The organism is Collinsella sp. AM33-4BH, assembly GCF_003469205.1.
Taxonomy (GTDB): Bacteria; Actinomycetota; Coriobacteriia; order Coriobacteriales; family Coriobacteriaceae; genus Collinsella.
The window spans coordinates 62953-88911 of sequence record NZ_QSIN01000008.1; the positions used below are offsets into that span (position 1 = coordinate 62953).

Annotated in this window: 30 protein-coding genes and 1 tRNA gene; 9 read left to right on the forward strand and 22 right to left on the reverse strand. The window is 57.8% G+C overall.

From position 1 onward, the window contains the following. The first annotated feature begins 262 nt into the window (after window positions 1–262). Both DW821_RS07185 and DW821_RS07190 read left to right on the forward strand, forming a co-directional pair. Complete coding sequence (locus tag DW821_RS07185; protein ID WP_117640149.1) at window positions 263–529, forward strand: type II toxin-antitoxin system Phd/YefM family antitoxin; 267 nt, start codon at window positions 263–265, stop codon at window positions 527–529. After that, window positions 519–824: a type II toxin-antitoxin system RelE/ParE family toxin gene (locus DW821_RS07190; protein WP_158549313.1), complete on the forward strand. Its 306-nt coding sequence runs from the start codon at window positions 519–521 to the stop codon at window positions 822–824. The genes DW821_RS07185 and DW821_RS07190 overlap by 11 nt, the downstream gene beginning before the upstream one ends. Window positions 825–838: 14 nt before the next feature. Here DW821_RS07190 and DW821_RS07195 read toward each other — a convergent pair whose 3' ends face one another. After that, window positions 839–1603, reverse strand: coding sequence for a DeoR/GlpR family DNA-binding transcription regulator (locus DW821_RS07195; RefSeq protein WP_233503117.1), 765 nt, complete (start codon window positions 1601–1603; stop codon window positions 839–841). A gap of 206 nt (window positions 1604–1809) precedes the next feature. Between DW821_RS07195 and DW821_RS07200 the strand changes: the two genes are divergently transcribed. Beyond that, window positions 1810–2862, forward strand: a complete 1053-nt coding sequence (locus DW821_RS07200; protein WP_117637049.1) for an aldose epimerase family protein — start codon at window positions 1810–1812, stop codon at window positions 2860–2862. Between the two features lie 326 nt (window positions 2863–3188). On the opposite strand, the gene DW821_RS07205 is transcribed toward DW821_RS07200, so the two are convergent. Next, window positions 3189–3671, reverse strand: a complete 483-nt coding sequence (locus DW821_RS07205) for a PTS sugar transporter subunit IIB (protein WP_117637050.1) — start codon at window positions 3669–3671, stop codon at window positions 3189–3191. Between the two features lie 216 nt (window positions 3672–3887). Here DW821_RS07205 and DW821_RS07210 point away from each other — a divergent pair. The 3 genes from DW821_RS07210 to DW821_RS07220 all read left to right on the forward strand — a co-directional run bounded on the left by DW821_RS07210 (window position 3888) and on the right by DW821_RS07220 (window position 5110). After that, window positions 3888–3963, forward strand: a tRNA-Thr gene (locus DW821_RS07210). A 257-nt stretch (window positions 3964–4220) separates the two neighbouring features. Beyond that, on the forward strand, window positions 4221–4730 hold the full coding sequence (locus DW821_RS07215; protein ID WP_117640364.1) for a hypothetical protein: 510 nt from the start codon (window positions 4221–4223) through the stop codon (window positions 4728–4730). Between the two features lie 14 nt (window positions 4731–4744). Next, a complete protein-coding gene (locus DW821_RS07220; RefSeq protein ID WP_117564756.1) occupies window positions 4745–5110 on the forward strand; it encodes a hypothetical protein in 366 nt (121 codons plus the stop codon). A 135-nt stretch (window positions 5111–5245) separates the two neighbouring features. Here DW821_RS07220 and DW821_RS07225 read toward each other — a convergent pair whose 3' ends face one another. The 3 genes from DW821_RS07225 to DW821_RS07240 form a co-directional block, all read right to left on the reverse strand. Then, the gene (locus DW821_RS07225; protein ID WP_117637052.1) at window positions 5246–5719 is read right to left on the reverse strand and encodes a YhcH/YjgK/YiaL family protein; all 474 of its coding nucleotides are present in this window, start codon (window positions 5717–5719) and stop codon (window positions 5246–5248) included. Between the two features lie 197 nt (window positions 5720–5916). Beyond that, window positions 5917–6852, reverse strand: a complete 936-nt coding sequence (locus DW821_RS07235; protein WP_117640365.1) for a hexose kinase — start codon at window positions 6850–6852, stop codon at window positions 5917–5919. Between the two features lie 59 nt (window positions 6853–6911). Beyond that, window positions 6912–7793 (reverse strand): aldose 1-epimerase family protein, encoded by an 882-nt coding sequence (locus tag DW821_RS07240; protein WP_117640366.1) that lies wholly within the window; start codon window positions 7791–7793, stop codon window positions 6912–6914. Window positions 7794–7949: 156 nt separating this feature from the next. On the opposite strand from DW821_RS07240, the gene DW821_RS07245 reads away from it, so the two are divergent. Beyond that, window positions 7950–8534 (forward strand): flavodoxin domain-containing protein, encoded by a 585-nt coding sequence (locus tag DW821_RS07245; RefSeq protein ID WP_233524935.1) that lies wholly within the window; start codon window positions 7950–7952, stop codon window positions 8532–8534. Between the two features lie 75 nt (window positions 8535–8609). Here the strand turns inward: DW821_RS07245 and nagA are convergent, their stop codons facing one another. From nagA to DW821_RS07285, 8 genes are all read right to left on the reverse strand, one after another. Continuing rightward, window positions 8610–9779 (reverse strand): N-acetylglucosamine-6-phosphate deacetylase, encoded by a 1170-nt coding sequence (gene nagA / locus DW821_RS07250; RefSeq protein ID WP_022094606.1) that lies wholly within the window; start codon window positions 9777–9779, stop codon window positions 8610–8612. Window positions 9780–9896: 117 nt separating this feature from the next. Then, on the reverse strand, window positions 9897–11063 hold the full coding sequence (locus DW821_RS07255) for an SIS domain-containing protein (protein WP_118066259.1): 1167 nt from the start codon (window positions 11061–11063) through the stop codon (window positions 9897–9899). Window positions 11064–11177: 114 nt separating this feature from the next. Next, entirely contained in the window at window positions 11178–11909 is a 732-nt protein-coding gene (locus DW821_RS07260; protein ID WP_118066261.1) for a GntR family transcriptional regulator, read from the reverse strand. A 185-nt stretch (window positions 11910–12094) separates the two neighbouring features. Then, window positions 12095–13177 carry a PTS system mannose/fructose/sorbose family transporter subunit IID gene (locus DW821_RS07265; RefSeq protein ID WP_055251210.1) on the reverse strand — a complete coding sequence of 361 codons (1083 nt, stop codon included), beginning with the start codon at window positions 13175–13177 and terminating at the stop codon, window positions 12095–12097. Further along, window positions 13167–13967: a PTS sugar transporter subunit IIC gene (locus DW821_RS07270; protein ID WP_089572403.1), complete on the reverse strand. Its 801-nt coding sequence runs from the start codon at window positions 13965–13967 to the stop codon at window positions 13167–13169. The genes DW821_RS07265 and DW821_RS07270 overlap by 11 nt, the downstream gene beginning before the upstream one ends. Before the next feature lie 90 nt (window positions 13968–14057). Continuing rightward, on the reverse strand, window positions 14058–14540 hold the full coding sequence (agaV, locus tag DW821_RS07275) for a PTS N-acetylgalactosamine transporter subunit IIB (RefSeq protein WP_089572404.1): 483 nt from the start codon (window positions 14538–14540) through the stop codon (window positions 14058–14060). A 36-nt stretch (window positions 14541–14576) separates the two neighbouring features. After that, window positions 14577–14858, reverse strand: coding sequence for a preprotein translocase subunit YajC (gene yajC / locus DW821_RS07280; protein WP_117583566.1), 282 nt, complete (start codon window positions 14856–14858; stop codon window positions 14577–14579). Beyond that, complete coding sequence (locus DW821_RS07285; protein WP_117564748.1) at window positions 14858–15301, reverse strand: PTS fructose transporter subunit IIA; 444 nt, start codon at window positions 15299–15301, stop codon at window positions 14858–14860. Before DW821_RS07285 ends, yajC begins: the two co-directional genes overlap by 1 nt. Window positions 15302–16009: 708 nt before the next feature. Here DW821_RS07285 and DW821_RS07290 point away from each other — a divergent pair. Both DW821_RS07290 and DW821_RS07295 read left to right on the forward strand, forming a co-directional pair. Beyond that, window positions 16010–16648, forward strand: a complete 639-nt coding sequence (locus tag DW821_RS07290; RefSeq protein WP_118066263.1) for a DUF2975 domain-containing protein — start codon at window positions 16010–16012, stop codon at window positions 16646–16648. A 9-nt stretch (window positions 16649–16657) separates the two neighbouring features. Beyond that, on the forward strand, window positions 16658–16897 hold the full coding sequence (locus tag DW821_RS07295; RefSeq protein WP_117637057.1) for a helix-turn-helix transcriptional regulator: 240 nt from the start codon (window positions 16658–16660) through the stop codon (window positions 16895–16897). Window positions 16898–17006: 109 nt separating this feature from the next. Here DW821_RS07295 and DW821_RS07300 read toward each other — a convergent pair whose 3' ends face one another. From DW821_RS07300 to DW821_RS07340, 9 genes are all read right to left on the reverse strand, one after another. Then, on the reverse strand, window positions 17007–18089 hold the full coding sequence (locus DW821_RS07300; RefSeq protein ID WP_117637058.1) for a hypothetical protein: 1083 nt from the start codon (window positions 18087–18089) through the stop codon (window positions 17007–17009). A 126-nt stretch (window positions 18090–18215) separates the two neighbouring features. Beyond that, a complete protein-coding gene (locus tag DW821_RS07305) occupies window positions 18216–19301 on the reverse strand; it encodes an isocitrate/isopropylmalate dehydrogenase family protein (RefSeq protein ID WP_022094615.1) in 1086 nt (361 codons plus the stop codon). A gap of 6 nt (window positions 19302–19307) precedes the next feature. Then, window positions 19308–20006, reverse strand: coding sequence for a hypothetical protein (locus DW821_RS07310; protein WP_118066265.1), 699 nt, complete (start codon window positions 20004–20006; stop codon window positions 19308–19310). A gap of 15 nt (window positions 20007–20021) precedes the next feature. Then, the gene (locus DW821_RS07315) at window positions 20022–20450 is read right to left on the reverse strand and encodes a hypothetical protein (RefSeq protein ID WP_117640374.1); all 429 of its coding nucleotides are present in this window, start codon (window positions 20448–20450) and stop codon (window positions 20022–20024) included. 5 nt (window positions 20451–20455) lie between these two features. After that, window positions 20456–21535, reverse strand: a complete 1080-nt coding sequence (locus tag DW821_RS07320) for an NAD(P)-dependent oxidoreductase (protein ID WP_117629897.1) — start codon at window positions 21533–21535, stop codon at window positions 20456–20458. Between the two features lie 97 nt (window positions 21536–21632). Further along, window positions 21633–22586 carry a DegV family protein gene (locus tag DW821_RS07325; RefSeq protein ID WP_089572413.1) on the reverse strand — a complete coding sequence of 318 codons (954 nt, stop codon included), beginning with the start codon at window positions 22584–22586 and terminating at the stop codon, window positions 21633–21635. A 79-nt stretch (window positions 22587–22665) separates the two neighbouring features. Next, entirely contained in the window at window positions 22666–23250 is a 585-nt protein-coding gene (hpf, locus tag DW821_RS07330; protein ID WP_035137685.1) for a ribosome hibernation-promoting factor, HPF/YfiA family, read from the reverse strand. 317 nt (window positions 23251–23567) lie between these two features. After that, on the reverse strand, window positions 23568–24575 hold the full coding sequence (locus DW821_RS07335; RefSeq protein WP_158551262.1) for an ABC transporter substrate-binding protein: 1008 nt from the start codon (window positions 24573–24575) through the stop codon (window positions 23568–23570). A gap of 749 nt (window positions 24576–25324) precedes the next feature. Beyond that, complete coding sequence (locus DW821_RS07340; protein WP_118066267.1) at window positions 25325–25891, reverse strand: hypothetical protein; 567 nt, start codon at window positions 25889–25891, stop codon at window positions 25325–25327. Between the last annotated feature and the right edge of the window lie 68 nt (window positions 25892–25959).

A 25959-nucleotide genomic window follows, 5' to 3' on the forward strand; every position in this document is an offset into this window, starting at 1 on the left:
TACCGACCTTCAGATATATCTAATAATACAAAAATACCGAGCTTTAAATGAGCTTATAGCTACAAAAATACCGACCATTGCAATGGTTGAGACATACAGTAATACCGAGCTTTACGCATAACGGATGCTATGCCTCACCGTCTCGATCTGTAACACTAAACCCGGTTTTGGACGTCTACCTGTTACAGATTGAGACAATTCAACGATGCCGACTATTCGATACGGCGTGGTACAATTATGTCCCAATGCGAAGGAGATACCTATGCCCATCTGTGTGCCCGTCCGAGACATGAAGGACACTGCCACATTCACCGCGCTTGTTGAGTCCGAGCACGACGTCACCGTAACCAAGAACGGCTACGAGGCCATGCACTGCATCAGCAGCGACCAATATCGCCTCATGCAAGACGAAATCGCCAAAGCCAAGCTGCTGTCTCGTATAATGCTGGCAGAAAACGAGATATCGCAAGGCGACTATAGCGACTATGACACCTTCGCGACCTCGATACGAGACAAATATGGCCTATAACGTCGTAATACTCAAAAGCGCGCGATATGAGTACGAGAGTATCGTCGGATACCTTGCCCAAATCCTCAAGAATCCGCGCGCAGCGGGCAATTTTGTCACTGAGTTTGAATATCAACTTGATTTGCTTCGCGAGCAGCCGCTCCTACGACCTCTCTCACACATGCAAGAGCTGGCGGCACGTAATTACCGATCGTTTCCCGTCAACAACTACACCTGTCTTTACAAGTTTGAGCGCGAAACAATCTATATCGCCCACGTCTTTCACCAGTCACAGGACTACGCCCGCCTGGTCTAGCACGGCGGCACTCGCTAGCAAATGACTTGCGTGTGCTCCTCGATGGCAGTGCGGTCCTCGGCGGCGATACCCGGCTCACACACCACAGCGTCCAAATTGTCCAGGCGGCAGAAGGTGTAGAAGTCGCGCTTGCCGATCTTGCTGGAGTCGGCGATCAGGTAGCGCGAGTCGGCCTTGCTAAAGGCGAGCTGCTGGATACGGCCCTCGTCCATGTTGGACGTAGACACGTCACCGTCCAAGATGCCGTTGGCGCCGATAAACGCCGCATCGATGCCCAGCGCGCGCAGGGTATCCTCGGCCGTTGGTCCCACAAAAGCGGCGGTGCGGCGACGGTACATACCGCCCACGAGGCACAGCTCGCAGTCTTCGCGCGCCTCGAGCAGGTTAAACACCGAAAGCGAATTGGTCACAATGCGCAGGCGAAACGTCGGCAGCATCGAGGCCATCTGCTCAACCGTGGTGCCCGTGCCCAAAAAGATGGTCGAGCCCTCCTCGATAAGCTCCACAGCACGGCGCGCAATCTGCAGCTTTTCCTCGGCATGCTTAGTGCGCTTTTCGCTGTGCGAATACTCATGGCGCAACATAGCGTGCGGACGGCCCTGTGCACTGCGGGCTCCGCCGTGCACGCGCTCAATCTCGCCTAGGCTCGCAAGTTCTTCGAGGTCGCGGCGAATCGTCATGTCCGAAACGCCCAACGCATCCGAAATCTCTTTGACCGAGACCGTGCCCTGCTCCTCGAGCAGCTGACGAACCTTATCCTGTCGCTCTGCCTTAATCACGATGAATCCTCGCCGTTCTTTGCGCGCATATCATTCAAACAGTAACGAACAAATTGTATCAGACTCGTACGCGTCAAAAATGAACGCCCGCACAGCTCCAATCATCACTTTTTTGAGAAAATTACCCCCAGCTTTAGTGGGGTGTAGTGATAATCTCGCCTGTTCGCGCTACAGTTTGTCGGAAATACCTCGATGTTAGGAACCAAATGATCACTTCCGAGCTTTTCGGCACCGCGCCGTGCGGTACCCCCGTTCATCGTTACACCCTCGACGGGCCCGAGATCTGCGTTCGCATTATGGACTATGGCGCCACGGTGCTTGGTATCGATGTGCCCGACATTCCCGGCAACGTGCGCGATGTGGTGCTGGGCTTCGATAAGCTCGAGGATTACTTTGACAACCCCGCCTGCTTTGGCGCGACCATCGGCCCTGTGGCAAACCGCACCGCTGGCGCCACGATCGCCATCGACGGCACGGACTGGCATATGCCCGCCAACGAGGGCGCCAACAACCTGCACAGCGACCTTGAGCACGGCCTGCACAAACGTGTGTGGGATGTTGAGCTCGACGAGGTCCATAACGCCGTGCGCATGACCACCTCGCTTAAGGATGGCGAGCTGGGCCTGCCCGGCAACCGAACCTTTACGGCCGTGTTTACCGTTACGCGCACCGGCGTCTTCCGCATCGATTATGGCTGCGAGAGCGACCGCGCCACCTACGTGTCCATGACCAACCACACGTACTTTAACCTTGCAGGCCATAACGCCGGCATGGACTGCGAACATTTCTTTGTCGCCAACGCCGCCCACTACCTGCCCATTAACGAGCAGAACATCCCCACCGGCGAGATTGCTCCGGTCGAGGGAACACCGTTTGACTTTCGCGAGCTTCGCCCCGTCGCACCCGGCATGGAGGCCGACGACCCGCAGATCAAGCAGGCCCGTGGCTACGATCACTGCCTGTGCATCGATGGCTATCAGTACGGCCGCAACCTGCGCCGCGCGATGCACGTCGAGGAGATGTGGACCGGTCGTGAGATGGACTACTACACCACTGCCCCGGGCGTGCAGCTCTACACCGGCAACTGGCTGGGCGACGAGCACGCCAAGGACGATGCCAACTATGGCTGGGGCGCCGGCTTTGCCCTCGAGGCCGAGATGTACCCCGACACGCCGCACCAGCCTCTGTTCCCGCAGGGCATTGTGGGCCCGGGCCATCCCTACAGCAATGTGATCGAATACCACTTTATGAGGCACTAAGCCCGCAACGCGACATATCGCACAGCAGCGCCCGCCGGCACCACCGCCAGCGGGCGCTTTTTCATCTTTTAGGCTCGTTTTTTCTGTGACTGTATGAGTGACATATCAAAACTATGCCCATTTACTACGTTTAGCCCGGGATGCTCGACCATGCACCGGTTTTTGTTACATTTGTGAGCAGTATACCTGCGGTTTTGTTTATCTCAAATTCGACATGCTCGACGATAGCCAATCAAACGTAGTAAATGGGCATAGTTTTTGACAGGCGGCATCGCGCGCGTCCCTCGCAAGGGCAAAATGATCCGTTTTCCTCCGTCCCCAAGGGATCAGTTGAACAGATTGCCAATGGGGTCGGGGGCGGAACTGGGGAGATAGCGGATTTCTAGCTCTATGCCGAGCTTTTGCAACTCTTTGAAGGCGGCGATGTCCGTATCGTCTACGGCAATGGTAGGCGTTGCAGAGCGCTTGCCCTCCCCTGCCTGCATATGGCCAATGCTGATCTTGGTTATTGGCACACCACCCTTAACCAGCGCGAGCGCATCGGCGGGTGAGGCCACTATGATCAAGATCCATTGACGCGGCGTTGCGGTATGAATGATGTCGATAGTCCTTTGCACCGAGAAAAACCGCGTCCAAACGCCTTCTGGCACCGCCACCCTCATTGGTGCCCATTGGCGCGAATCCGCCGCGATCTCATCGTTGACGATTAGGACAAGGTTGGAACCCACGGCTTCGTTCCACAGCTCAACGTCTTGCCCGTAAATGAAACGGTCATCGATACGCGTAAGAAGAATCTTGGGTTGAGCCATGGCTGCCCCATTCTGTTTGAGACCCATACGAGCGGGACGTCGACCACCAACTCAACAGCAGGTCAAGTAACAAATGGGCACTGCAGACATCACGCCTCTAATATTAGTGCATTTAGTGCATTTAAAGTGAGAAAAGCCGTCAGAACACTTGCGCGGATGAGCGATGTCCCGTATCATAGACAGCCGTTGACGCCTCAGTTGCGTCACCACATGGCCGCCAGCGTAGCTCAGTTGGTAGAGCACCGCTCTCGTAAAGCGGGGGTCACCGGTTCGAGCCCGGTCGCTGGCTCCATTGCACAAGATAGCCGCCTTCGGGCGGCTTTTTTGTTTTCGATTTTGAGTGCGTGTGTGCCAATCCAAGCATCGCCACGTCAACAGCGGCCCACTCGGTGGACTTCGGGTTTAATGCTTAGGGGCGGGGATTTACCAAAGTGAAATCTTAATGAAAAGAAACCCAGCTGCAACAATTGCCATGATGAGGGCTCGAATTGGCCATATAGATCTAAAATGGTCACAATATACAAATGTCGAGAGACATTGGGGATATAGATGAAAAGAACTAAGGGTTTTCTTTTGTTGGTATTGATGCTGCTCGGACTGTTCTGCCTGAGTGGCCCTTCTTGGGCCAAGGCTGCCTGTCCTGAAGGTGAGCCTCAGCAGTCTTATACGGGCAACCTGCTGATAACTGCTAAGGAGGGCGATGCCGACTCCCAGTCTGGGGTAAATCCCCTTGCCACTTTTGAGGGGGACGGCGGAACGGTCAAGCTTGACCATATTGGTAGCGGGATTTTGAGGTGGCAAGTTCTTCCGGACAAAATTGCGAACGATCCCTTCTCTTTTGCTGGAACGATATATCTATACAAGGTTGTGAGCGGAAAACAAAAATACGTCGATTGCTATCCGACAAACGGGTCTGGAATTGCATTCACCGGCATTTCAGAGCAGATTGATACACATGTACGAAAGGGAACCTATGTGGTGCGTTGGGTTGGAGCTGCTGCAGGTCCGATATGGATTGCGGTCTTGCGCCCCGATGTCCAAATAGGTTTCTCTCTCTAGACGGGAAGTTGCTCATGGACGCCATATATGACGGGGATGACTGGGTCGATCATTATACTTGGCGCCTGGTCGGCTCGAACGACAATGGGGATGTGGTGTTTGATGGACTATGTCCAAAGCATCTCCATCCTTTTGTCTCGTCGTTAATTGAGAGTTCCGCTCGTGTTGCCCCCTACAGCTCGGCATCGCTTCATGATACGGACGTTTTGAAGACCATAAGGGAATCAATTGACGATGGCACGATGAGCGGCCCGCTGTTTTCTCGGCTTGTGGGGCTAGATGAGATTGGCTCGAAACGACTGCTTGCGGGCGAAAAAGTGGAACTCACTTATCGGTCGATGATTTCAATCCTGCGGCTAGCCGATGTTCTTCGCAAATAAATGAGGCTTCCCTATTCAAAAACAGAAAACCCCGCCAAACGTGATTTCCCTAGGGAAAACCCGTTTGGCGGGGTCCTAGCGTGATTTCCCTAGGGGAATCACGCCATCAGACGAACAACTCAGCCGAGCAGCTCGCTACTCCTCCCAGTAGGCGTCGGCAAGCAGCTTAAAGCAGATCTTCTTGATCGGTTGTGCGCCATCGCCCGGGAACTCGAGCGTGGGCATGTGAGGCTCGCCGGCAACGAACAGCGCAAACTTGTCGTCGGCAAGATCGCCGGCGATCGAAGCGTCGGAATCGACCAGATCGTAGTCGTCCTTCTCGTCAAACTCCTGAACCAGCGTCAGGCTGCCCGTGGCGACCTTAAAGGCCTCGCGACCCTCGACGTCGATCTGCAGGTCGTGATAGCGCTGATGCGTCTCATAGTGAGCCTCGGCCTCGGGACGCGTCGTGGGAGCCATGACGTTCGCATAGACCTTGTCGCCCAGAATCGGATGGCTGCCGACCTCGAGCTCTGCCGGGTCGTTCTCCTCGAGCCAGTCGATCAGCACGTCGAGGCCCTTGAGAATTCCGCGGTACTCCTCGATATCGCCCAATGCACCGTAAATCATCTAAATCCCCTCTCGGATCGCTTCTTTGGCGGCTACTCGGCAAACGCGTTACCGACGCTGTTGCCACCCACATACGCCTCGACCAGGGTAAGGTCGGGATTGAACACGACAAACTCGGCGTCGCGCCCCAGCATAATGCTACCGCACTTGTCGTCGGCATGAGCTAGCAAGCAATGCCGGGGCCGACGCCCAGGCTTTTACAGCTCGGTCACGACAACGCCGTTGTAGACCTCGTCCCAACGGTCCATGACCAGATGGCCGGTCATGGGATCCATGGCATTGAGCTTGCCGCAGGTGTTGGCGGTACGCAGCACCGTCTCGTCGTCCGCGCCAGCAGCAATGGCATGCGCGAAGCCAGCGATAGTGGAGTCACCAGAGCCCGTAGCGTTAACGGCAGGGATATCGGGCGTCTTTGCGCGGAACGCACGGCCATTGTGGAAGCCAACGGAGCCGGCAGCGCCCATGGACACGACGACCCAGGGGATATCGGAGAAGCGGGCATCAGAGGCGAGCGCGGCGCGGAGCTCGTCCACATCGTCGGTGGTAAAGCTCGTACCCAAAAGGCCGTTGATCTCGGTCAGGTTAGGCTTGACCAGCTCGGGCTTAATTTCGGACTTAAGGGCGGCCTCGAGCGAAGCGCCCGAGGTATCGAGCAACGCCTTGGCACCGGCGTTCTCGGCAATGCCCGTGATCTTGGCATAGTAGTCTGCCTCGACACCGCGGGGCAGCGAACCCGAGATGGTGACGACGTCGGCCTTGCTCGCAAGCTCGGTAAACTTGGCGGTAAAGGCATCGAGCTCCTCGGGGGCAATTGTCGGGCCGCTCTCGAGCAGCTCGGTCTGGTTGCCGGCATGAAGGATATTGAGGCAGATGCGGGTCTCGCCCTTGATGGGCACAAAGTCGTTGTTAATACCGTTGGCGTCCATGAGCTCAGCCATGTAAGCGCCCATGTGGCCGCCGAGCAGACCGGTTGCCACGACGTCGTCGCCCAGCTGACCCAGCACACGGGCCACGTTGAGGCCCTTGCCGCCGGCGGTCTTTTCGGGCGTCACACGGTTGACGTCGTCGATAACGAGCTCATCGAGCTGATAGCGCGTATCGACAGACGGGTTCATCGTAACGGTGAGGATCATTTTTAGCTCCTTATCTCGCAGGCTCCTAGTGCCTCGCGATACGAGTCGACAAAACGGAATTACAGAATTTCAATCGTGAACGAGCGAACGACGGTCTCCTTAGGCTTGGCGATAAGGCAGCCGCGCTTGTGCTCAAGCACGTCATCCTCATCGGAACAGGTCGAGAGGCCACCCCAGGGCTCAACTGCCACAAAATCGCCCTCGGGCTTACTCCACACAATGAGATACGGGAAACCCTCAAAGCTCAGGCGGACGCCCTTGTCCTCGCCCTTTTTGGAAAGCGTGACCTGACGGCTCTCGAGCACGTCAAAGATGGTCTCCGCAAAATCGAAGAGCTCGTGCGATAGGGGCAGCGTCTTTCCCACCATGGGGTTCTTTGAACGGTTAGCTACATCAATCAATCCGGTCGAGGGTACGGCGGTGCAAAGCTCCGCAGCCTCATCTTTCTCAAAGCGCAGCTCGTAGTCCGTATAGGCCTCGCCGTCGTCGAGCGGGCACCTAAAGCCGGGGTGTCCACCGATAAAGAACGGCATGTCCTCGGTGCCCTCGTTGGTCACCTCATAGGAAACGCGCACGGCAGCGCGCTCGAGCGTATAGCGGGCGACGAGCTTAAACGGGTAGGGATAATCGCTCAGCAGCGCGGCGTTATCCTCCGAAGCCAGGCACATCGCCAGCTCGTTCTCGCTCTGGCTCAGCAGCTTCCACTCCTGTTTGCGCGCAAACCCGTGGCGAGCGAGCTTTACATGATGCCCGGCAAACGTCATGGCGCTACCATCGCGCAGGCCTCCGCAAATCGGAAAGCAGACCGGCGCCTGGCCGGACCACACTGCAGGATCACCCTGCCACAAGTACTCTCGACCTCCGGCCTCAATCGAGGTAAACGAGCCGCCAGCCGTGGAAACCTTAATAGAAATCGAATCGTTGGAAAGAGCGTATTCCATTACCCATCCTTTCGGACAACTGCATTTTGCTCGCAATAACCCGTCTCGGCCCTGACCAAAGGACAAACCCGCACGTTCATCGATGCGTCCGGTATCCCAGCCATGCAACGGGGTACCATACAGACATTGATGCAATTACAGCTGAAAGGCCTTCTTATGCGAACCATCATCCTCTACGCCTCGCGCCATCACGGCAATACGAAAAAGCTCGTGGACGCCATCGTCGAGGCACACCCCGAGATCGATACCCTCGACGTCGAGGCGCTCGGCAAAAACGAGTATCCCAACCTGCACGAATATCATCTGATCGGTGTCGCCACGGGCATCTATTACTCCGAGATCGACAAGGACATGGCACGCGTGCTCACAAACGTGCTGCAGCCGCAGGACAAGGTGTTTGGCCTTATGACCTACGGTGGCAAAAACAAGTGGTACGGCAAGGATATCGATGGCATCTGCCGCATGAGGCAGGCCATCTTTATGGGTGTCTACGGCTGCCCCGGCTTTGATACGTGGGGACCGTTCAAGCTCGCCGGCGGTGTCCAAAAGGGACACCCGACCGCTGAGGAAATTAAGGGCGCCGTCGACTTCTTCGACAAGATCGAAGACGAGTATGGCGACATCATCGTCGAGGAGTACGCCAAGCGCGAGAAGCGCCTAGCCTACGAGAAGGAGCATCCTGCGGGAGGTCTTGTGGCCGGCGTTAAGCGCACGGCAAAGAAGATTGCTAACAAGCTGTAACTGTGAAGGTGCTTTTGAGCGTTTAACCCATACGGCGGGTCCGAGCAGATTCGGGCCCGCCGTCTTTTTCTATCGTTACTCGGTAAAGGCGTTGCCGACGCTCTGGCCGCCGACATACGTCTCGACGAGGGTGAGCTCATGGTCGAACACGACAAAGTCGGCGTCGCGACCCGGCATGATGCTGCCGCACTTATCCTCGATGTGTGCAGAGCGAGCCGGCACCTCGGTTGCCATGCGAATGGCGATATCGGCGCTGGCGATGCCCCAGTCGACGATGTTCTTGACGCCCTGGGCAAGCGTGAGCACCGAGCCGGCAATGCTCTTGCCGTCAGCGAGCCAGCACAGGTTGTCCTTCATGATGACGTCCATGCCACCACTGGTGTAGCTGCCCTCGGGCATGCCGCCGCAACCCAGGCAGTCGGTGATGAGCACCGTGTGCTGCCAGCCCTTTGCCTGCAGCAGTGCCTTGATGGCGGCAGGGTTTACGTGCTTGCCGTCACAGATGATCTCGGCGTAGGTCTCGGGCGTGGACATGGCTGCACCCACGACACCGGGCTCGCGGTGATGCAGCCCGCGCTGGCCGTTATAGGTATGCGTAAAGCAGCTGGCACCGGCGTTGATGGCGGCGATGCACTCATCGTAGGTGGCGTCGGAGTGACCGATGCTGGTCACCACACCCTTGGCGTTCAGAGCAGCCGCATAAGCAGCGGCACCGTCGCGCTCGGCCGCCATGGCGCTCTTAACGATGCGACCGCCCGCAGCCTCCTGCCACTGATCGAAGACCTCCTCGGAGGGGTCGATCAGATAAGCGGGGTTCTGCGCGCCCACGTGCTTCATGGTAAAGAAAGGGCCCTCCAGGTAGATGCCCTGGATACGGGCACCGCAGAAGTCGGGGCCGCGACCCTCGTCCGCCTGGGCGATGGCGGCGCAGGCGTCCTTAATCTGCTCGACGCCATCGGTGAACGTCGTGGGCAGCCAGCTGGTGGTGCCGCGACGGGCGAGCTCGGTCGAGCTGATATCGATGCCCTCGGGATCGTTATCGGTAGTCGAGTGGTTATAGAAGCCATGGATGTGGGTGTCGACCATACCCGGTGCGATCCACGATCCCGTGTAATCCTTAATCTCGCAAGAGGGCTCGTCGGCCTGCCAGGCGCCAAAGACGCCATCCTCGACCATAAGATAGCCGCCCAGTTGCGGGCCTGCCGGCAAGAAGAACTTGTCAGCCTTAATTGCGTACGTGCTCATATGCACTCCTTGCTTCTAAAGCAGTTGACTGTGGTGATGCTTATACCCAGCTCACGTAAAACAAAAAGCGCCCGCCCGCCGTTATGAGCGGACGGGCGCCCTTACAGGGGGACGCGATTAAGCGGTGAAGGGGTGAATCGTCACGCCCTTGACCACGCGGTTGACCGTGCCGGTGGGGCTCGGCGTATCGGGCGTGTTGCCCACGCGCACGGAGTTGAGCAGGCTGATTGCCTGGGCAAACATCACGAACGGCAGAGCAAGGTAACCCTCGGGGAGTGCCTCATAGCCCTTAAAGGTGAAGGACTCACCCTCGTAGACAGTAGCGCCATCCTGCTGAACGGCAACGGTGTGCTGAGCGATCTCGTCGCCACCGATCTCGTTGAGGATGTCGATGTCGTACTGACGGGTGTAGGCGTCGTTGTTGACGAATACGAAGACGAGCGTCTTGTCGTCGACGAAGGACTTGGGTCCGTGACGATAACCCATAGAGGTGTCATAGGAAGTAGCGACCAGACCGTGAGCAAGCTCGAGGATCTTAAGCTGGCTCTCCTGGGCAAGGCCACCGAAGGAGCCGGAGCCAAGGTAGGTCACGCGGTTGAAGTCGCCAGCGAGGTAGTCGGCAACCTCAGACTCGCGAGCGATGACCTCCTCGCCCATCTTGGCGATGGTCTCGACCCACTCGGCCTTCTGCTCGTCGGAAGCCTCGTCAAAGATGAGGGTAGAGAGCAGGGTCATGCAGGTGTAGGAGCCGGTCATGGCGAAGCCCTTGTCGTTGGCGCGCGGGATGAGCAGCGTCAGCGCATTGGGATCATCGGCGGACTCGACGGCGAGCTTGCCCTCGGGCGCGCAGGTGATGTTGAGGAACTTGACGTTGTGGACGAGCTCCTTGGCAACGGCGACGGCGGCAAGGCTCTCGGGGCTGTTGCCGGAGCGGGCAAAGGAAACCACGAGCGTGGGATCCTCGGCGCGCAGGAAGTCGCGCGGGGCGCTCACGATGTCGGTCGTGGCGATGGGCTTAAAGTCGTAGAGATCAGTGTTGCCAGCGCGACGCAGGTACGGGGCGCAGGTATCGCCAACGTAGTCGGACGTACCGGCACCGGTGAAGACAACGGACAGACGGCCCTCGCCCATAGCGCGAGCCTCGGCCAGAAAGGCCTCGATGGCCTCCTTGTTCTCGCGATAGATGTTGAGCGTATCACGCCAAAGCTCGGGCTGCTGAGCAATCTCAGCCGTGGTGATCTGGGCGCCGAGCTCGGTGAGCTCCTCGACACTCTTCTCGAACATTTCTAATACCTCTCTCTAGAAGTAATCCTCTGACGTGCAATTATACACTTCGGTTGGTTATCTGGTAGTAACCAGTTAAATACAAAGAATCATCATATGGAAACGATGCCAACACTAGTCGCTACGCTGGTGGTAAACCTTGTATTTAAACTGATCGGCACGAGCAACCGAGAGCGTATACTCCACAACCTCGTTTGACTCGTTATACGTAGTCCTAACCAAATCGAGCACAGGCGAGCCCTCGACAATTTCCAAAAGGTGGGCATCGGTGGGACGGGCTATGCTCGCATAGAACTCCTCTTCGGCCACACGTATTTTTTGCTGAAAGTCTTGCTCAATCACATCGTAAAGCGGCTTACGCTCCAGCAGCGGTCGCTTTAGGGACAGAAATTGACGAACCGGTAGATAGCTGCGTTCGACCATCATGGGCATGTTGTCGGCAGAACGAAGGCGCTTGAGCTTAAAAATGCGATCACCGATACGCAATCCCATATGCTCGGCCAGATTCTTATCGGCCTCCATCTCGCAAAACCCGAGAATCGTGGTCTCGGGGTCACGACCCATCGCGCGCATCTGCTCGGTAAAGCTGTAGGACTGCATAAGATTGGCTGCCTTTGCCGAACGGTCGGTCACAAAGGTACCGCGACCGTGCTGCCGAACCACCAGTCCTAAACGCTCCAGTTCCTGCAGAGCCAGGCGTACCGTAGTGCGCGAGAGACCATAGCGCTCCGAAAGTTCGCGCTCGGAAGGAATCATGTCACCGGCGCGATATTCATGGTCAATCTTTTCGGTCAGAATATCGACCAGCTGATCGTACAGCGGTTGCTTACGCGCTCCGATCGCCATCCTATCCTCCCTTTTGCTCGAATTCGGCTAACTACCTAGGGTGTTAAGCATTATCTGTCTGCCACACCCGAATCATCAAGAAAACAAAAGCCGCGCGCTCTTTCGAGCACGCGGCTTTTAACATACACATGGCTTAAGGGGTCGGGGTGTGAGCCGCGTAGGGACACACCCCTCAAGCTAGAGCCTTACCAGATGCTCGGCCAGAGACCAAGCGGGCCAGCGCCCAGGATGCCAAGGACGAAGAGCAGGAGAATGCCCTTGGTCGGGGTCCAGCTGTGCTTAGCGAACATGTAGTAAAGCAGCAGCGTAAGCATAAGCGGGACGAGCTTGGGGACGATGGTGTTGAGGGTGTCGGCAACAGAGAAGTTGACCGGATCCTCGGTGACGGTACCGTAGGTAACGGACTCCATGCCGTTGCCCAGATCGGTGACGCCGCACTCGACAGCGTTGCCGTCGGCATCGGAAGCGGTGAGGGCGTTGCCGTCCTTATCGGTCATGGCGATGGTACCGGCCTCAGCGGTCTCGGTATCGATGCCCTCCATACCGGTGAAGTTCTCGGCCTCCTTCTCGGAGACGATCACGGTAGTAGCGGAGAGGCCACGGGTGGTGCCATTGGGGATCTGGAGGTTGATCTGGGTGCCACCCATGGTGACGACCAGGCAACCGACGACGAAGACGCCCATGATGGAAGCGGCACGCGTGAAGGCCTGCATGTTGGCGGTCAGAGCGTCAATAGCGCTGGTGCCAAGCTTGTAGGACCAGTTCATGAGCCAGAAGCGCAGAGCGAACTGGACGACGTTGAAGATCACCAGGAAGATGATCGGCGCAGCGGCGTTGCCGTTGATGGCCATGTTGGAGGTGATGCCGGCCGTGATAGGCACGAGCGTCAGCCAGAACAGGGCGTCACCGATACCACCGAGCGGGCCCATTGCGGCGACGCGGACGGCGCGGATCGTGGGGATGTCAACCTTGTTCTGCTCGAGCGAAAGCACGATGCCCATAACAAAGGTGACAAGGAACGGGTGAGTGTTGAAGAACTCCAGGTTGTGGCTCATGGAAGCCGCGAGGTCGTTCTTGTTGGTGTGGATCTTCTCCAGACCGGGGATGATGGAGTAGAGCCAACCGGCGGCCTGCATACGCTCGTAGTTGAACGAGGCCTGCAGGAAGCAGGAGCGCCAGGCCATCTTGTTGAGGGTCTTCTGGTCGAGCTGCGGAGCAGGAGTGAGATCCTCGTAGTGCTCCGGGATCACATACTCATTAGATGCCATCTTCGAAGTCACCTCCGTCAGAAACAGCTGCACCCTTCAGCTCGGTCTGCTGCTGGAAGTCCCAGAAAGCGATGCCGAAGCCGATGAGAGCGAGGATGAGCAGAGCAGGGGTTGCCAGAGAATCGTTGGCAACGGTGATGAGCGCGAGGCCAAAGCCCATGAGGAAGAAGCCCCACATATCGCGGTTCATCATAACCTTGAGCAGGACGGCGAAGCCGACGAAGCGCATCATGCCGCCTGCAGCGGAGAGACCGGTCTGCAGCCAAGTCGGGATGGCGGAAGCGATGGTCTGACCGATGGTGGCGCCAGCGATGAAGAACAGGGTGACGACGACGGCGAAGATCAGGCCGAGCAGAGCCATGGCGAAATAGTTCAGACGCTCGATACCCTTGGTGTCAGCGTTGTGAGCCATGTTGTCCGCAGAGGACATGAGCGGCGACATAAGCGTGAAGACCAGGGTAACGCCGAGCTGACCAAGCAGAGCGAACGGAATGGCAAGGCCGACTGCCGCGTTGGGCTCGAGGCCCGTAGCGATAGCGAGAATGGCTGCCATGATGCCGCCGATGACGGCGTTAGGCGGCTGAGCGCCTCCGATCGGCATGTTGCCGATCGTCATGAGCTGATAAGTACCACCCACGAGAAGACCGGTGTTGAGGTCGCCAAGGATAAGACCGATGACGGCGCCGGTGACGATGGGCTGATAGAGAGACTCGAGGAAGTTGAACTGGTCGATTGCCGCGACGAACGTGACGATGAAGACCAGAGCGACCTGGATGATCGAGTATTCCATCTTGCTCCTCCTTTCAAAATGTATGTACGCACTTTGGATTTCACGTACAGAATGTCAGGGTTTCATTCCTGACAACGTGGATCATGAGGATTACGAGAAGAGCTTGCTCGTGTCCTCAACAGGCGTGCTCGGAACGCGCCTGATCTCCAACTCCACCCCCAATTCCTGCAGCTCTTTAAACGCAGCGACATCCTCGTCGTTAACTGCGACGGAGGTGGCGACTTGGCGCTTTCCTTCCGACATGTGCATGTTGCCGATGTTTACCTTCTTTATAGGCACACCGCCCTTGACGAGCGTAAGCACGTCTTCCGGTGTTTCGGCCACGATGAAGATCTTCTGGCGCGGGCTCGCCTTGCCAATGACGTCGATGGTCTTCTGCAGGGAGAAAAAACGCGTAGCGACGCCGGCGGGAGCGGCCATCTTCATGAGGTTCTGACGCATGGTGTTGGTCGACACATCGTCGTTGGCGACGAGGATGAGGTTGGAGCCCAGGGTGGAGTTCCACTGGGTCGCGACCTGACCATGAACCAGTCGGTTATCGATGCGGGTAAGAAGAATGTTGGGTTCTGCCATGTTGATCAGCTTCCTTTCGTTGATTGCTGACGACAGTTACTTAATCTCCTGAATCGCGTAACGCGAAACATCTACGACGGCACCGGATCGGACTTTGATCTGGACCTTTTCGCCTTCGATGCCTTTGACGGTTCCGTAGATACCGCCGGCGAAAAGAACCTCCTGACCCGGCTTGAGCTCCGTGTGCAGCTCCTTGAAGTACTTCTGCTTCTTCTTCATGTTGATTTGCGACCAGATGGTGTAAATCAAGCCCATGATGACAAGCAGGCCCAAAAGAGCGACCGAGGAACTCAGAACACTGGCTCCGAAATCGGCCATTAGATGCCGTCCTCGTCGCCGAAGATATCCTCTTCCTCGGCACCAGCGACGGAAGCGACCGTCTGGGCGGTGATGCCCGTCTGGCCAACGGTCACGGCCTGCTCGCCAAGCTCGGCGAGCGTGGCGTTGCCGCGGAGGAACAGAAGCTCAATAACCATGGGAAGGTTAGTTCCAGTCAGAATCTCGACGTTGTCGACATCCTGGGCAATCATCATTGCCTGGTTGAACGGGGTACCACCAAGCAGGTCGGTAAAGACGAGCACGCCATCGCACTCCTCGCGCATGGCGGTAATAGCGGCGCGGAGATCCTCACCGTAGGAAGCAGCCTGGTCGCCCTCAAAAGGAACGACGGTAAAAGCGGGCTGGTCGCCAGCGACCATAGCGATAGCGCTTGCGAGGCCGGGTGCGAACTGTCCATGACCGGTAAGAATAAAGCCAACCATTCAAATTTCCCTTCCGAAGGTGTGTACGATCTGAGTCCGATGATGTTCGGAAGCCAACGGGCAATCGCCCTTAAAGCTTCTTGGAAAGCGTTCTTTGAGAACCAGTGGTCTCTCAACTGGTAGTAACCACGTGACGTGTTGTTGTCACTATATCACCACAGAAGAGGTTGCTTTCGTTGATTCATACAGTAAAACGTTTTTGCACCGTTCACGGTAAAAAATCGACCGTTTACCGCTCGTTAACACTTCTACCTGCGGTTTTGAAACCGTATCGAAATACTTTGACGAAAGATCGGAACTTTTTTCGTGTCTAAACAACGCAGGGTGGCTAAAAATGGCGTGTAGAAAAAATGCAGGTCATTGTGAAGATTTGTGAATTGGTCTTTTTGACTTAATACCAGTTAGAACCAGTTTCGATATTATCGGTGAACGGTAGTTTTCGACCGTTCACCGGTTATTTGCAATCGTTTGCAGCCGTTTTCCCATATGAATTAGGGAGACCCGATGAAGCACTTGCGCGGTTGCAGGATATTTAGATACTCGTCCATCCCCCACGTGCCAAACTCTCACTCCCTAAATATGCCACAAGCTCTCGCTATTCGTCTCACAAACATTACTTACTCTTACTCTAATCTGTAATTGTTTATCGTTTATCATTAAGTATGATATAAGATACAAGTATCATCCAAGACATTGGTTGGAGGAGCTATGATCCGCTGGAACGTATCCAAATCGAATGAAGCCATCGACCGTGAACAGGCAATAGCCAAACTGAGGAAGCTCACTCGCTACTGCAAATGGGGCACAATCTGCACCATCGTGGCGCTCGCTCTGGGACTCCTCGCAGTCATTGCAATCTACGATCTACTCATATTGCCTAGCCTCTCCCAAGGGTTCTGTCTCCAATCCGTAGAGCTTGAGGCTAGCGAAGGGCCAATTCTCGCTCTCGTCGGCACCAATGAACAGACTCCTCTTATGCTTGTCGCGCACGACGGTCATACTGCCATAGGGAGCGGCATGATGGCATGCCTCGCGCTTGCCATCGCGCTAAGCGCATACAGGTTTTTCTCCGCCATTGAAAAGGCGGGCAGGCCCTTTGACCTCGAATGCATCCGCATACTACGTCAAGTAGGACATTTGTTCCTTATTGGCGGCGTTGCTGTGAAGCTTCTTGGTGCCATAGTCACGGGGCTGATACTCTCAGGATTTGGCGGCAACTTTACGGATGCGCTTGGTGGCCAGCACCTCGACCTCTCTATGGTCTTTGCAGGCCTGATTATTAGCCTGATTGCCAGCGTCTTCCAGTACGGGTGTATCCTGCAAAAACAAGATGACGAGTTGCTCTAGGGGGAATCCATGATTATTCTGCGGCTCGACCGCATGCTTGCCGAACGCAAGATTTCATCCAAAGAGCTTGCGGAACGCGTGGGTATCTCCCAGGTCAATATGTCGCGTATCAAGACGGGCAAGGTTTCTGCCGTGCGCTTTTCAACTCTTGACGCGATATGCCGGGCTCTCGACTGCCAACCGGGCGATGTGCTGGAATATATGCCTGACGATGAAGCCGATAACCTCTTTGGACTTAAAGATGAATAGCCATAATTAAGCCGCCAATCACGCCCTCAACGCAAAAAGCCCGCCAGAACGACGTTCTAGCGGGCTCAATCAGATATTTCGACTTCGTGCTCGAAAGCTCGGGCAACCTTTAAGCAAACAGGCCGTAGATGCTGATGTTGGCCTTGGCGTACAGGCCGTTGGCATACTCGGTCCACTTGGAGCTGGCGCTCGAGGCCTGCGAGGAGTACTGCTGATAGGCGGTGTAATAGGCGGTCATGGCCTGCTTATAGGTGGCACTATCGGCGGTAAAGGCATCGTTAGCGAAGGCCTTAGCGTAGGTGCTGTTCTCGTCCTTCCAGGTGCCCTTCGAGCTATCCCACTCGTCACCGGCAAGGTTGATGATGTAATCGGCGTAATCCTTGCTCGCGGTGTCCTCGTTGCCGTCAGAAGGCTCGGTCGGAGCGGTCGGCATGCTCGCGGAAGCATCGCCCACCTTCTTCTTGTAGAGCTTCTGCAGCGTCGCGGACTGGCGGACGATCTGCTTGGCCTGGTCCTTGGACACGCCATACTGCTTGGCCATGGTGTCGTAGTCCGAGGTGCCGATAGAATCCTCGGCGTACTTCTTCATCTCCTTAGAGGAGACGGTAATGCCCTCGTCCTCGGCAGCATCGAGCAGAATCTTGTTGCGCACGTAAGACAGGATGACGTCGGCAGAGGGGGCGGTGTAGTTGCCGTTACTATCCTTGACGGTATCGAGGCTGTACTGGCTCTCGATGGCCTCGCGCGCGGTGATGTCGCTCTTCTTGCCGCTATAACTATAGCTTGCCACGGTCGAATCGAGCTGGTCCTCGGTCAGGGTCGACGAACCGACGCCCTTGCCGCCAAAGCCGCCATTGCCCATAAAGAAGCCGACCACCGCAGCGATCACGACTGCAACCACAAAGGCGGCAATCATCGTCTTCTTGTGCTTGGATGCATGGTCGTCCGCGTCGGAGTCGTCCTCGTCTTGCTCCTCGGGCATGAGGTTCTCGTCAGCGGCATCTGCGGCGATCTGAGCCTCCAGACGGGCGTCCTCTTCCTCGGCCGTCGTGCCAGCAGCAATGTGCTCGGCAGACGTACCGGCAACCAGGTCGATCTTCTCGTCCTCGTCACCATCGGGGCCTTCGCCGCGCTCGATGATCTGGATGCCGTCGATCTCGTCCTTCTCGTCCTTCTTTTGAATCAGACCCATATCAGTTACTCCTTGTTAGGAAACATAGTCCGCAATAGAATACGCCCGACAGAGCGCCGGGCGTATTGATTCTCAGGTTATACGCAAACACTTAAGTACTATTTAGGCGTTTGCAGTCTGCATGCCTTAGGCCAGGTGCGCGATAACGGCATCGGCAAAGGCCTGCGTGCCCACAGCGCCCTCAACGGAGCCGGTCTGGGCACGACGAACGTCGCCGGTGACCTGCTCACCCTCGTCGAGCGTGGCAGAAACGGCGGCGCGAATACGATTGGCCGCGTCGTTCTCGCCCAGGTGATCGAGCATCATAGCCGCAGACAGAATCTCGGCCGTGGGGTTAGCGATATCCTGGCCAGCGATATCGGGCGCGGAGCCGTGCGTCGCCTCGAAGATGGCGCAGTCGGCACCGATGTTGGAGCCGGGGGCCATCCCTAAGCCGCCCACCAGGCCGGCGCACAGGTCGCTCACAATGTCGCCGTACAGGTTGGGTAGCACCAGGACATCGAAGTCGTTGGGGTTCTGGACCAGGCCCATGCAGGTGGCGTCGACAATCTTGTCGTTGAACTCGATATCGGGATAGTTGGCGGCCACCTCGCGCGCAACGCGCAGGAACAGGCCGTCGGTCGCCTTCATGATGTTGGCCTTGTGCACAGCCGTCACCTTTTTGCGGCCGCAGCGGCGGGCGTACTCAAAGGCGTACTCCACAATGCGGCGGCTCTTGGCGATGGAGATGGGCTTGATCGAGATGGCGGAATCAGCGGCGAAGGTCTTTTGGCCCGAGCGCTCGACGAGCTGCGAGAGTTCCTCGACCTCGGCAGCGCCCTCATCGAACTCGATACCGGCGTAGAGGTCCTCGGTGTTCTCGCGCACGATGACCAGATCGACGTCACGGAAGCGCGAGCCGTCGCCCGGCTGCGACAGGCAAGGGCGCACGCAAGCGTACAGGTCGAAGTGCTTGCGCAGGGCCACGTTGACGCTGCGGAAGCCCGTACCGACCGGTGTGGTGATGGGGCCCTTGATGGCAACCTTAGTCTCGGCAACCGCATCGAGCACGTGCTGGGGCAGCGGCGTGCCAAACTCGTCCATGACGCCGGCGCCGGCCTCCTGGACGTTCCAGTTGATCTGGACACCGGTGGCCTCGACCACGCGGCGCATGGCCTGCGTAATCTCGGGACCGATACCGTCACCGGGAATCAGGACTACATCGTGCGCCATAATCTGTTACTCCTCGTCTTCGGCGTCGTCAGATTTTTTAACGCTAGCACGCTTCTTCTTTTTGGAGAGATCCAGGCCAAAACGTTTAACAAGCATTTCGCAAATCTCGCTCGAGCGAGCCTTGAGATAGCTGCCCTTGCCGTTCTCGGCATCGAACTTAAGACGCAGCGCAAGCTTCTCTGCGACCTCGGCGTCGATCTCGCCCTGGCCAAACTCGTACAGGCAACCGAGCATGTCGCGATACTCAAGGTCGCCGTGGTAGCACTGAATGGCCTCGTCCAGGATGGGCCAAGCCTCGCGCGAACGCTCAACGCTCGTGGCGCCCCACACGCACAGCAGGCGGAAGGCGGCATAGCGCAGCGTGGAGGAAATCTCGTCGAACAGCGCGGTCTCGGCGCCCTCAAAGGCATCGCCCATCTGCTCGGGGCAGGTGGTGGCGAGCGCCGCCAGGGCATCGAGAGCCTCCCAGCGGGTCTGAGCCTCGGGGCGGTCGAGTGCCTCGATCAGCGCGGGCACGCAGGGCACGACGCGTTGCGGGTCGCGCTCGGCCAGCAGATGCAGCACGCGGGCGGCAAACTGGCGGATGCGGCGTGTGGGGCAGCCGAGCTCCTGGACCAGGCGGTCGACGGCGTTCTCGTTCTCCTCTGCCAGCTGAAGCTGTGCCAGCTCCTCGTCGGTGAGCTGTTCGTCTTTGTTTTCTGCCATAGTTACCTCTTCTTACTATTTCTTAGCGTGCTTGCCAACACCCTTGCTGTCATCGGTGACCGAGATGAGCTGTCGGTCTGCCGCACCATTGTGACGCGCGCGGCGGCGCTCCTCGGCGTCGCCCGCATCGGCGGCGGCGCGATGGGCCTTGTTGACATTAAAGACCTCGTCGTGCTTGCGCCACGGGCCAACGGACTCGCCAAAGCTCATCTTAAGACCGGCGATAAAGCCGCCGAGCCAGCCGATCGGCGCAAACTGCACCAGCGGGAACAGCGAGAACACCCAGGTCAGCAGGACGACTGCCGCCGCTCCCGCAAAGTTGGCAATCCAGTAGTCGCGCTTGGTGATGACGCGCTTTTCGCACGCCCACTGGCCGCACAGAAAGCCGATGTAGATCGCAAAGAGAAAGAGCGCCAGCGCAAGCACCACGAACGTCCAGCTCATGGGCGCTACTCCCCGTGATGGTGGCCACAGCAGCACTCGTGGCCGTCGTCATGACCGTGGCCGCCGCAGCACTCGTGGTCCTCGCCGTGATGGTGGCCGCAACCGCACTCATGCTCGTCGCCGTGCTCGCCGCAACCGCAGCCGTCCTCGTGGGCACCGTGCTCCTCGGGGCGATACTGCGACCAGTCCAGACCGGCGGCGATGGCGTCGGCCTCCTCCTTGTAGAGGACCGTGATGGCCTGGGTGCCCAGCTTGGCGCCACCGATAGCGTCGAGCATGTCGTAGAGCGTAAAGGCCACGTCGGCGCCGGGCAGCGCGAGCTCGCGGTCGTCGGCGTAAGCAAGGGCCAGGCGCAGGTCCTTAATGAAGTGCTCGACCATAAAACCGGGCTTGTAGTCGCCGTCGAGCGCCTTGGGAGCCAGGCTCTCCATGGCGCCGGACTTGCCGGTACCGCCCAAGATCATCTGGCGGGTCTTCTCCAGGTCAAGGCCGCTCAGCTCGGCAAATGCCATGGCGTCTGCCATGCCGACCATGCAGGCGCCCAGCGACACCTGGTTGGCGAGCTTGGCAGCCTGGCCCTTGCCAGCGCCGTCGAAGCAGCAGATGTTGGCCGCAAAGGTGGCAAGGATGTCGCGGACTGGGGCGATATCGTTCTCGGTGGCGCCCACGATAGCCGTGAGCGTGCCGGCGATAGCACCAGACTCGCCGCCGGTGACGGGGCAGTCAAACGCCATGCGGCCGGAAACCTGGGCGGCCTCGGCAATGTCGCGCGCCAGCTCGGGCGAGCTTGTGGTGAGGTCGATCAGGACCGCGCCGGGCTTAGTGCACGCGAGCAGGCCGTCGCCCGCCAGGTAGAGCTCCTCGACCTCGGAGGGATAACCCACCATGGTAAAGACGACGTCGGCGTTCGCCACGGCATCTGCCGGCGTATCGGCCCAAACGGCACCGCGCTCGATAAGCGCGGCGGCCTTGGACTTAGTGCGGTTGTTGACCGTGACGGGATAGCCGGCATCCAGGATGTGGCCGGCAATGGGGGCACCCATGATTCCGGTGCCGATGAATGCGACGGAGAGCTTGTTTGCCATGAAACCTTTCCTTTTGGGTTGGGTGTTATTACCAGGTTGAATACTCGGTGCCAGCGTTGGGCTGTGAGTCGAGGGCGATTACGGACGCAGCGCTTGCCTACTGGCCGCGCACGCGGCGGGCGATGCGGTCGGAAAGCGACGCCTTGTCGGCGCGGTTCTTACCCCAAAACGCGCAGGCCACCATGCCGGGGCCCACGTGCGAGCCGATGGTAGGACCGACGGAGCTGCGAATGATCGTGACGTCGGCGCAACCCTCCTCCTTGCGGATGGCGGCTTCGAGCCAGTCGCCGTCCTTCTCGGCATCGGCCGTCATAATGGCGATGGGCATGGTGCGATCGGGCACATAGTTCTCGCGGAACGACTTGAGGATGGACTTGAGCGCCTTCTTGCGACCGCGGTTGACGCCGATCAGCGACAGCGAGCCGGCCAGGTCGTAGGACAGCTCGGGTTTGACGTCGAGCTTTGCCGTGAGCTGTGCCGCCGCGGGCGGAATGCGGCCGCCGGCAGCCAGCGCGTCAAAGCTCTCGAGCGTAAAGTAACCGTGGACATAGGTCTTGGCCTCGTTTGCCCAGTCGACCAGCTGCTTGGCGGTCAGTCCCGCCGAACGCTGGCGCACGGCCTCAAGCGCCAAGAGCTCGCCGGTCGCACAGGGCAGAGCGTTGTCGACCACGTACAGCTCAAAGTTGGGATACTCGGCGCGCACGGCGTCCGCCGCCTGGCACGCGGAGTTGTAGCTCGACGACAGCGCCGAGGTAAAGCACAGGTAGACCGTAGGCGTACCCTCTTTGGCGCACTCGGTAAAGAACTCGATATAGCGACCGAGCGACACAGCCGAGGTGGACACGCGGGCACCGGCGCGCATACGGTCGTAGAACTCCTTGGGTGTGATGCTCGACCAGATGTCGTCCGTGCGCTCTTCGCCATCGATAATGAAGGGGAAACCCAGGATATCGACATCGAGGTTCGCGGCGACCTCGGGGCTAAAGTCGCAGCAGGTATCGACGACGATGCGGCAACGGTCCGAATGACCGGCGGATGCGGCCTTGTCCATCAAAGCGACTCCTTACGTAAAAAGGCGGCCACCCGCATGGGATGGCCGCCAGCCGTTAACTCATGCAAGTTAACGTATTTTACTCGTCAAGTGTTTCGATGCGGGGCTTGATGATGCCATATCCACCATTCTTACGGTGATACACCACATTGATAAGGCCGGTCGTCGCGTTCTCGAACACGTAGAAGTCGTGACCGAGCAGATCGGTCTGCACCAGCGCCTGCTCCTCAGTCATCGGAGTGACGTCGATAACCTTCTCGCGGACGAGCAGGTCGTCTTCCTCCTCGGGCAGCAGCAGGTCGGCCAGATCCTCGACGCGCTCGACCGGTGCGACATCCGCGGCGCTGGCACCACCCTGGCGGTTGTCCACGACCTTAGTCTTGAACTTGCGCAGCTGGCGGGTAACCTTATCGGCGGAGAGGTCGATGGCGGCATACATATCTGCGCCGTGCTCGGCAACGCGAATCACAGAGCCGCGGGCACGAACCGTGACCTCGACGATTGCCGGGTTGGGGTTCGAGGGGTTCTTCTCATAACGAAGCACGACGTCGACTGTCATGGGCTCGATATCGAAAACCTTGAGCGCCTCGCCGATCTTCTCATCCACATGCGCACGCAGAGCATCGGTTACCGTCGTCTTGCGTCCAGAAACCTTGATATCCATACGTGGCTCCAATCTGCCTCGGGGACTTACTGTACTGGCTATGTACCCATTGCCGTGCATTTAATCACGCGGATTCCTAAAGACCCGAATAACGATTGCTTAATACCGCATACCGAAGTCTCGCACTTTTCTGTGGCAAAGTGCGCTATGGGAGGGCGTCGGCGACTTTTTATTTGGTCCCGAAAATTGGCTTTGACCTGCTGGTTTTATAGGGATAAAAAAGCCGGGCTCCCCTATTGGGGAAACCCGGCAGTGCGTGTTGAAACCGTGAAGAGGTGTCCTTTCCAACGTATAGGAGACACCACCCCTAGCAATAACTAGCTATTAAGTTTGTTAATGTCGTCGTCAGTGATGGTGCCTTCCTGGCTGGACGACTTGTCCTCGGAGGATGCGGTCTCATTGTTGGAATCGGAGGACTCGCTGCCGGAGGACGTGGTCTCACTGGACTCAGAGTCGCCCGGCTGCACGTTAGCGCCCGAAACCGTCTTAGTGGTGAGGTCGTAGGGAATCTGGCCGTACCAGACGCAGTGAACCGCCTCGAGCGTGCCGTCGACCGTGATGTCGTCGAGGGCATCACTCACGGCACGGCACAGTTCGTCATTGGACGAGAGGCCCGCAACACCAAGCGTCGAGGGCGCCTCGAGCGCACCGACATAGGAGACCTCGCTCATCAGGCGTGCAAGATAGCCGCCGGCTGTGGAGTCGCAGATCACATAGTCGACCTCGCCAGACTCGAGCGCCTCAAAGCACTCGTTGATGTTGGAGTAGGTCTTTTGGTTGGCGGTGATGCTCTGCTTAGCAAGCGCCTCCTGCGAGGCCGAGGACATCTGGACACCCAGAGTAGACGTGTTAAGGGTATCGGTGGAAACGCTTAGCGACCCACCATCGCTGGTTTTACCGAACACGGAAGCGGCATCGTACAGGCAGGTGCCGAGCGAGCTAACGTCCCCGTCCGTGGAGTTGATCTCGCCGATAAAGATATCAGCCTTTTTGTCGCCGAGCGCGGAACCTGCCGAGGACGCATCGACAAAGGCGACCTTAAGGCCCATGCGGCTTGCGAGGGCGCGGGCAGCATCGACTGCATACCCCGTAAGCTCGCCGTCGGCGCCCTGCATTGCCTGCGGCGCATCGGAAGTATCGAGGGCGACCGTCAGGGTTCCGGGAGTGACCAGGGCATCGTCCGACACCGCCGGCGTGACGGTCTCGTACTCGATCTGGTCGATCGTGGGAGTCGTGAACGTAGACAGCGGGTTGAACGCGCATCCGCTCAGGCCCAAAACGGCAATGACCGCTGCGGTCCCAGCACCTAACCGAGCCGCGTGCATCAAGCTGCCCCTCACCATGTCCACTACCCTGCCTTCTGTGTCGTATACGATCCGTGCGTTGCGCGGAATATCGGGTTGTTCCCACCAGCTGACCTGGTATTTGACCCCACACTTGCGCACCGGGGTGTTTGCTCGGGAGGCCGCAGCCACCCTCACGACTGGCCCGCTCGCCCGCGAGGCGGTATTGCCCCAAAGAAAGTAGAACGGACGGTGCGGCTTACATCTAGGACGCGCCATGATCGCGCCGCGCGCACGCGGTCGCTTACGTGGATCCCTTTGACCGCGTCTGTCTTGGACTAGGACGGGCATTTCGTCCGTCCGCAACCACAGCCTGGTAGGAACGTAGCGCATTATAGCTAAGTTCAAGCTAAAGTTTAAGGTTAGGGGCGTCATTCGCATCGCGAGTACAGATTTCGCAGGTCAGGACGGGCTGCACGTGGCCAGATTGAGCTCGTCGCCCCCTATGGGGAGCCTCGAGACGCCCGTTTTAGGGGCCGTGTGCAAAAAACGGCAAATATGAGTACTGTTACCAATTTAGTAGCAGCGATTTTCCACCTCGTGAGCCGGTTTCGAGCTCATTTAGCCCTGCTTAGCGCCTTGATTTCCCACATTTGTTTATTATCTTCGCGATTTTTACCGTTTCTCGATCCGCAAATATCAGATTTTGCTGTTACTAATTTTGTATCAGTACTCATTTTTGCCACTTTTTGCACAGCACCTATAAACAGACCCCCTCTCAAAACCAACATCTATGCTGGCTTAAGCCCAAAACATGCTCGGAGCGTATTCAGCAGCGCGTCTTGCTTCTTCCGACGAGCCTCCACGCGGTTTTGGTACCGCTTGCCCATGCGTTGGTATATGCGCCATGCGAGTGCCTCCATCGCCTCCATGTCGCAGAGCATCTCGTTATTGACCGTTGCGACCTCGATCCCCATAGCTATAAAGCCCGTATTACGCTTTTCGTCGTGAATGCGCCCACCGCGAGACGAATGGCCCAGCTCACCGTTGTATTCCAGGTCAAACCGGGCTGCCTCTTGATACGCATCGCAAACTGCATGAGGCATCCCCGAGATTGCCTGCGCGCGGTCATCGAACTCGATCTTGTAGTCGGTCTTAAAGGGACCGCAGGCAAAACCGCCATAGGAAAACGGAAGCGAAAACAAAGCGAGCATGATGCACTCCATGGGTGAGCGCAGGTTTTCCGAAAGATAGGGACACAGACGCTGCAGTTGTTTGGCCGTGTTCCCCTTGTATACCGCGAGATAATCTGCCAGACGATCGGGCATCAGCACCGGCTCGACTTCAAAGTAGCCCACGTCTGCTGGCTGGTCCTTGTCCTTTGCAAGTTTATTCGTAACAGGCGAGGTGTAGGGAGGCAGATACT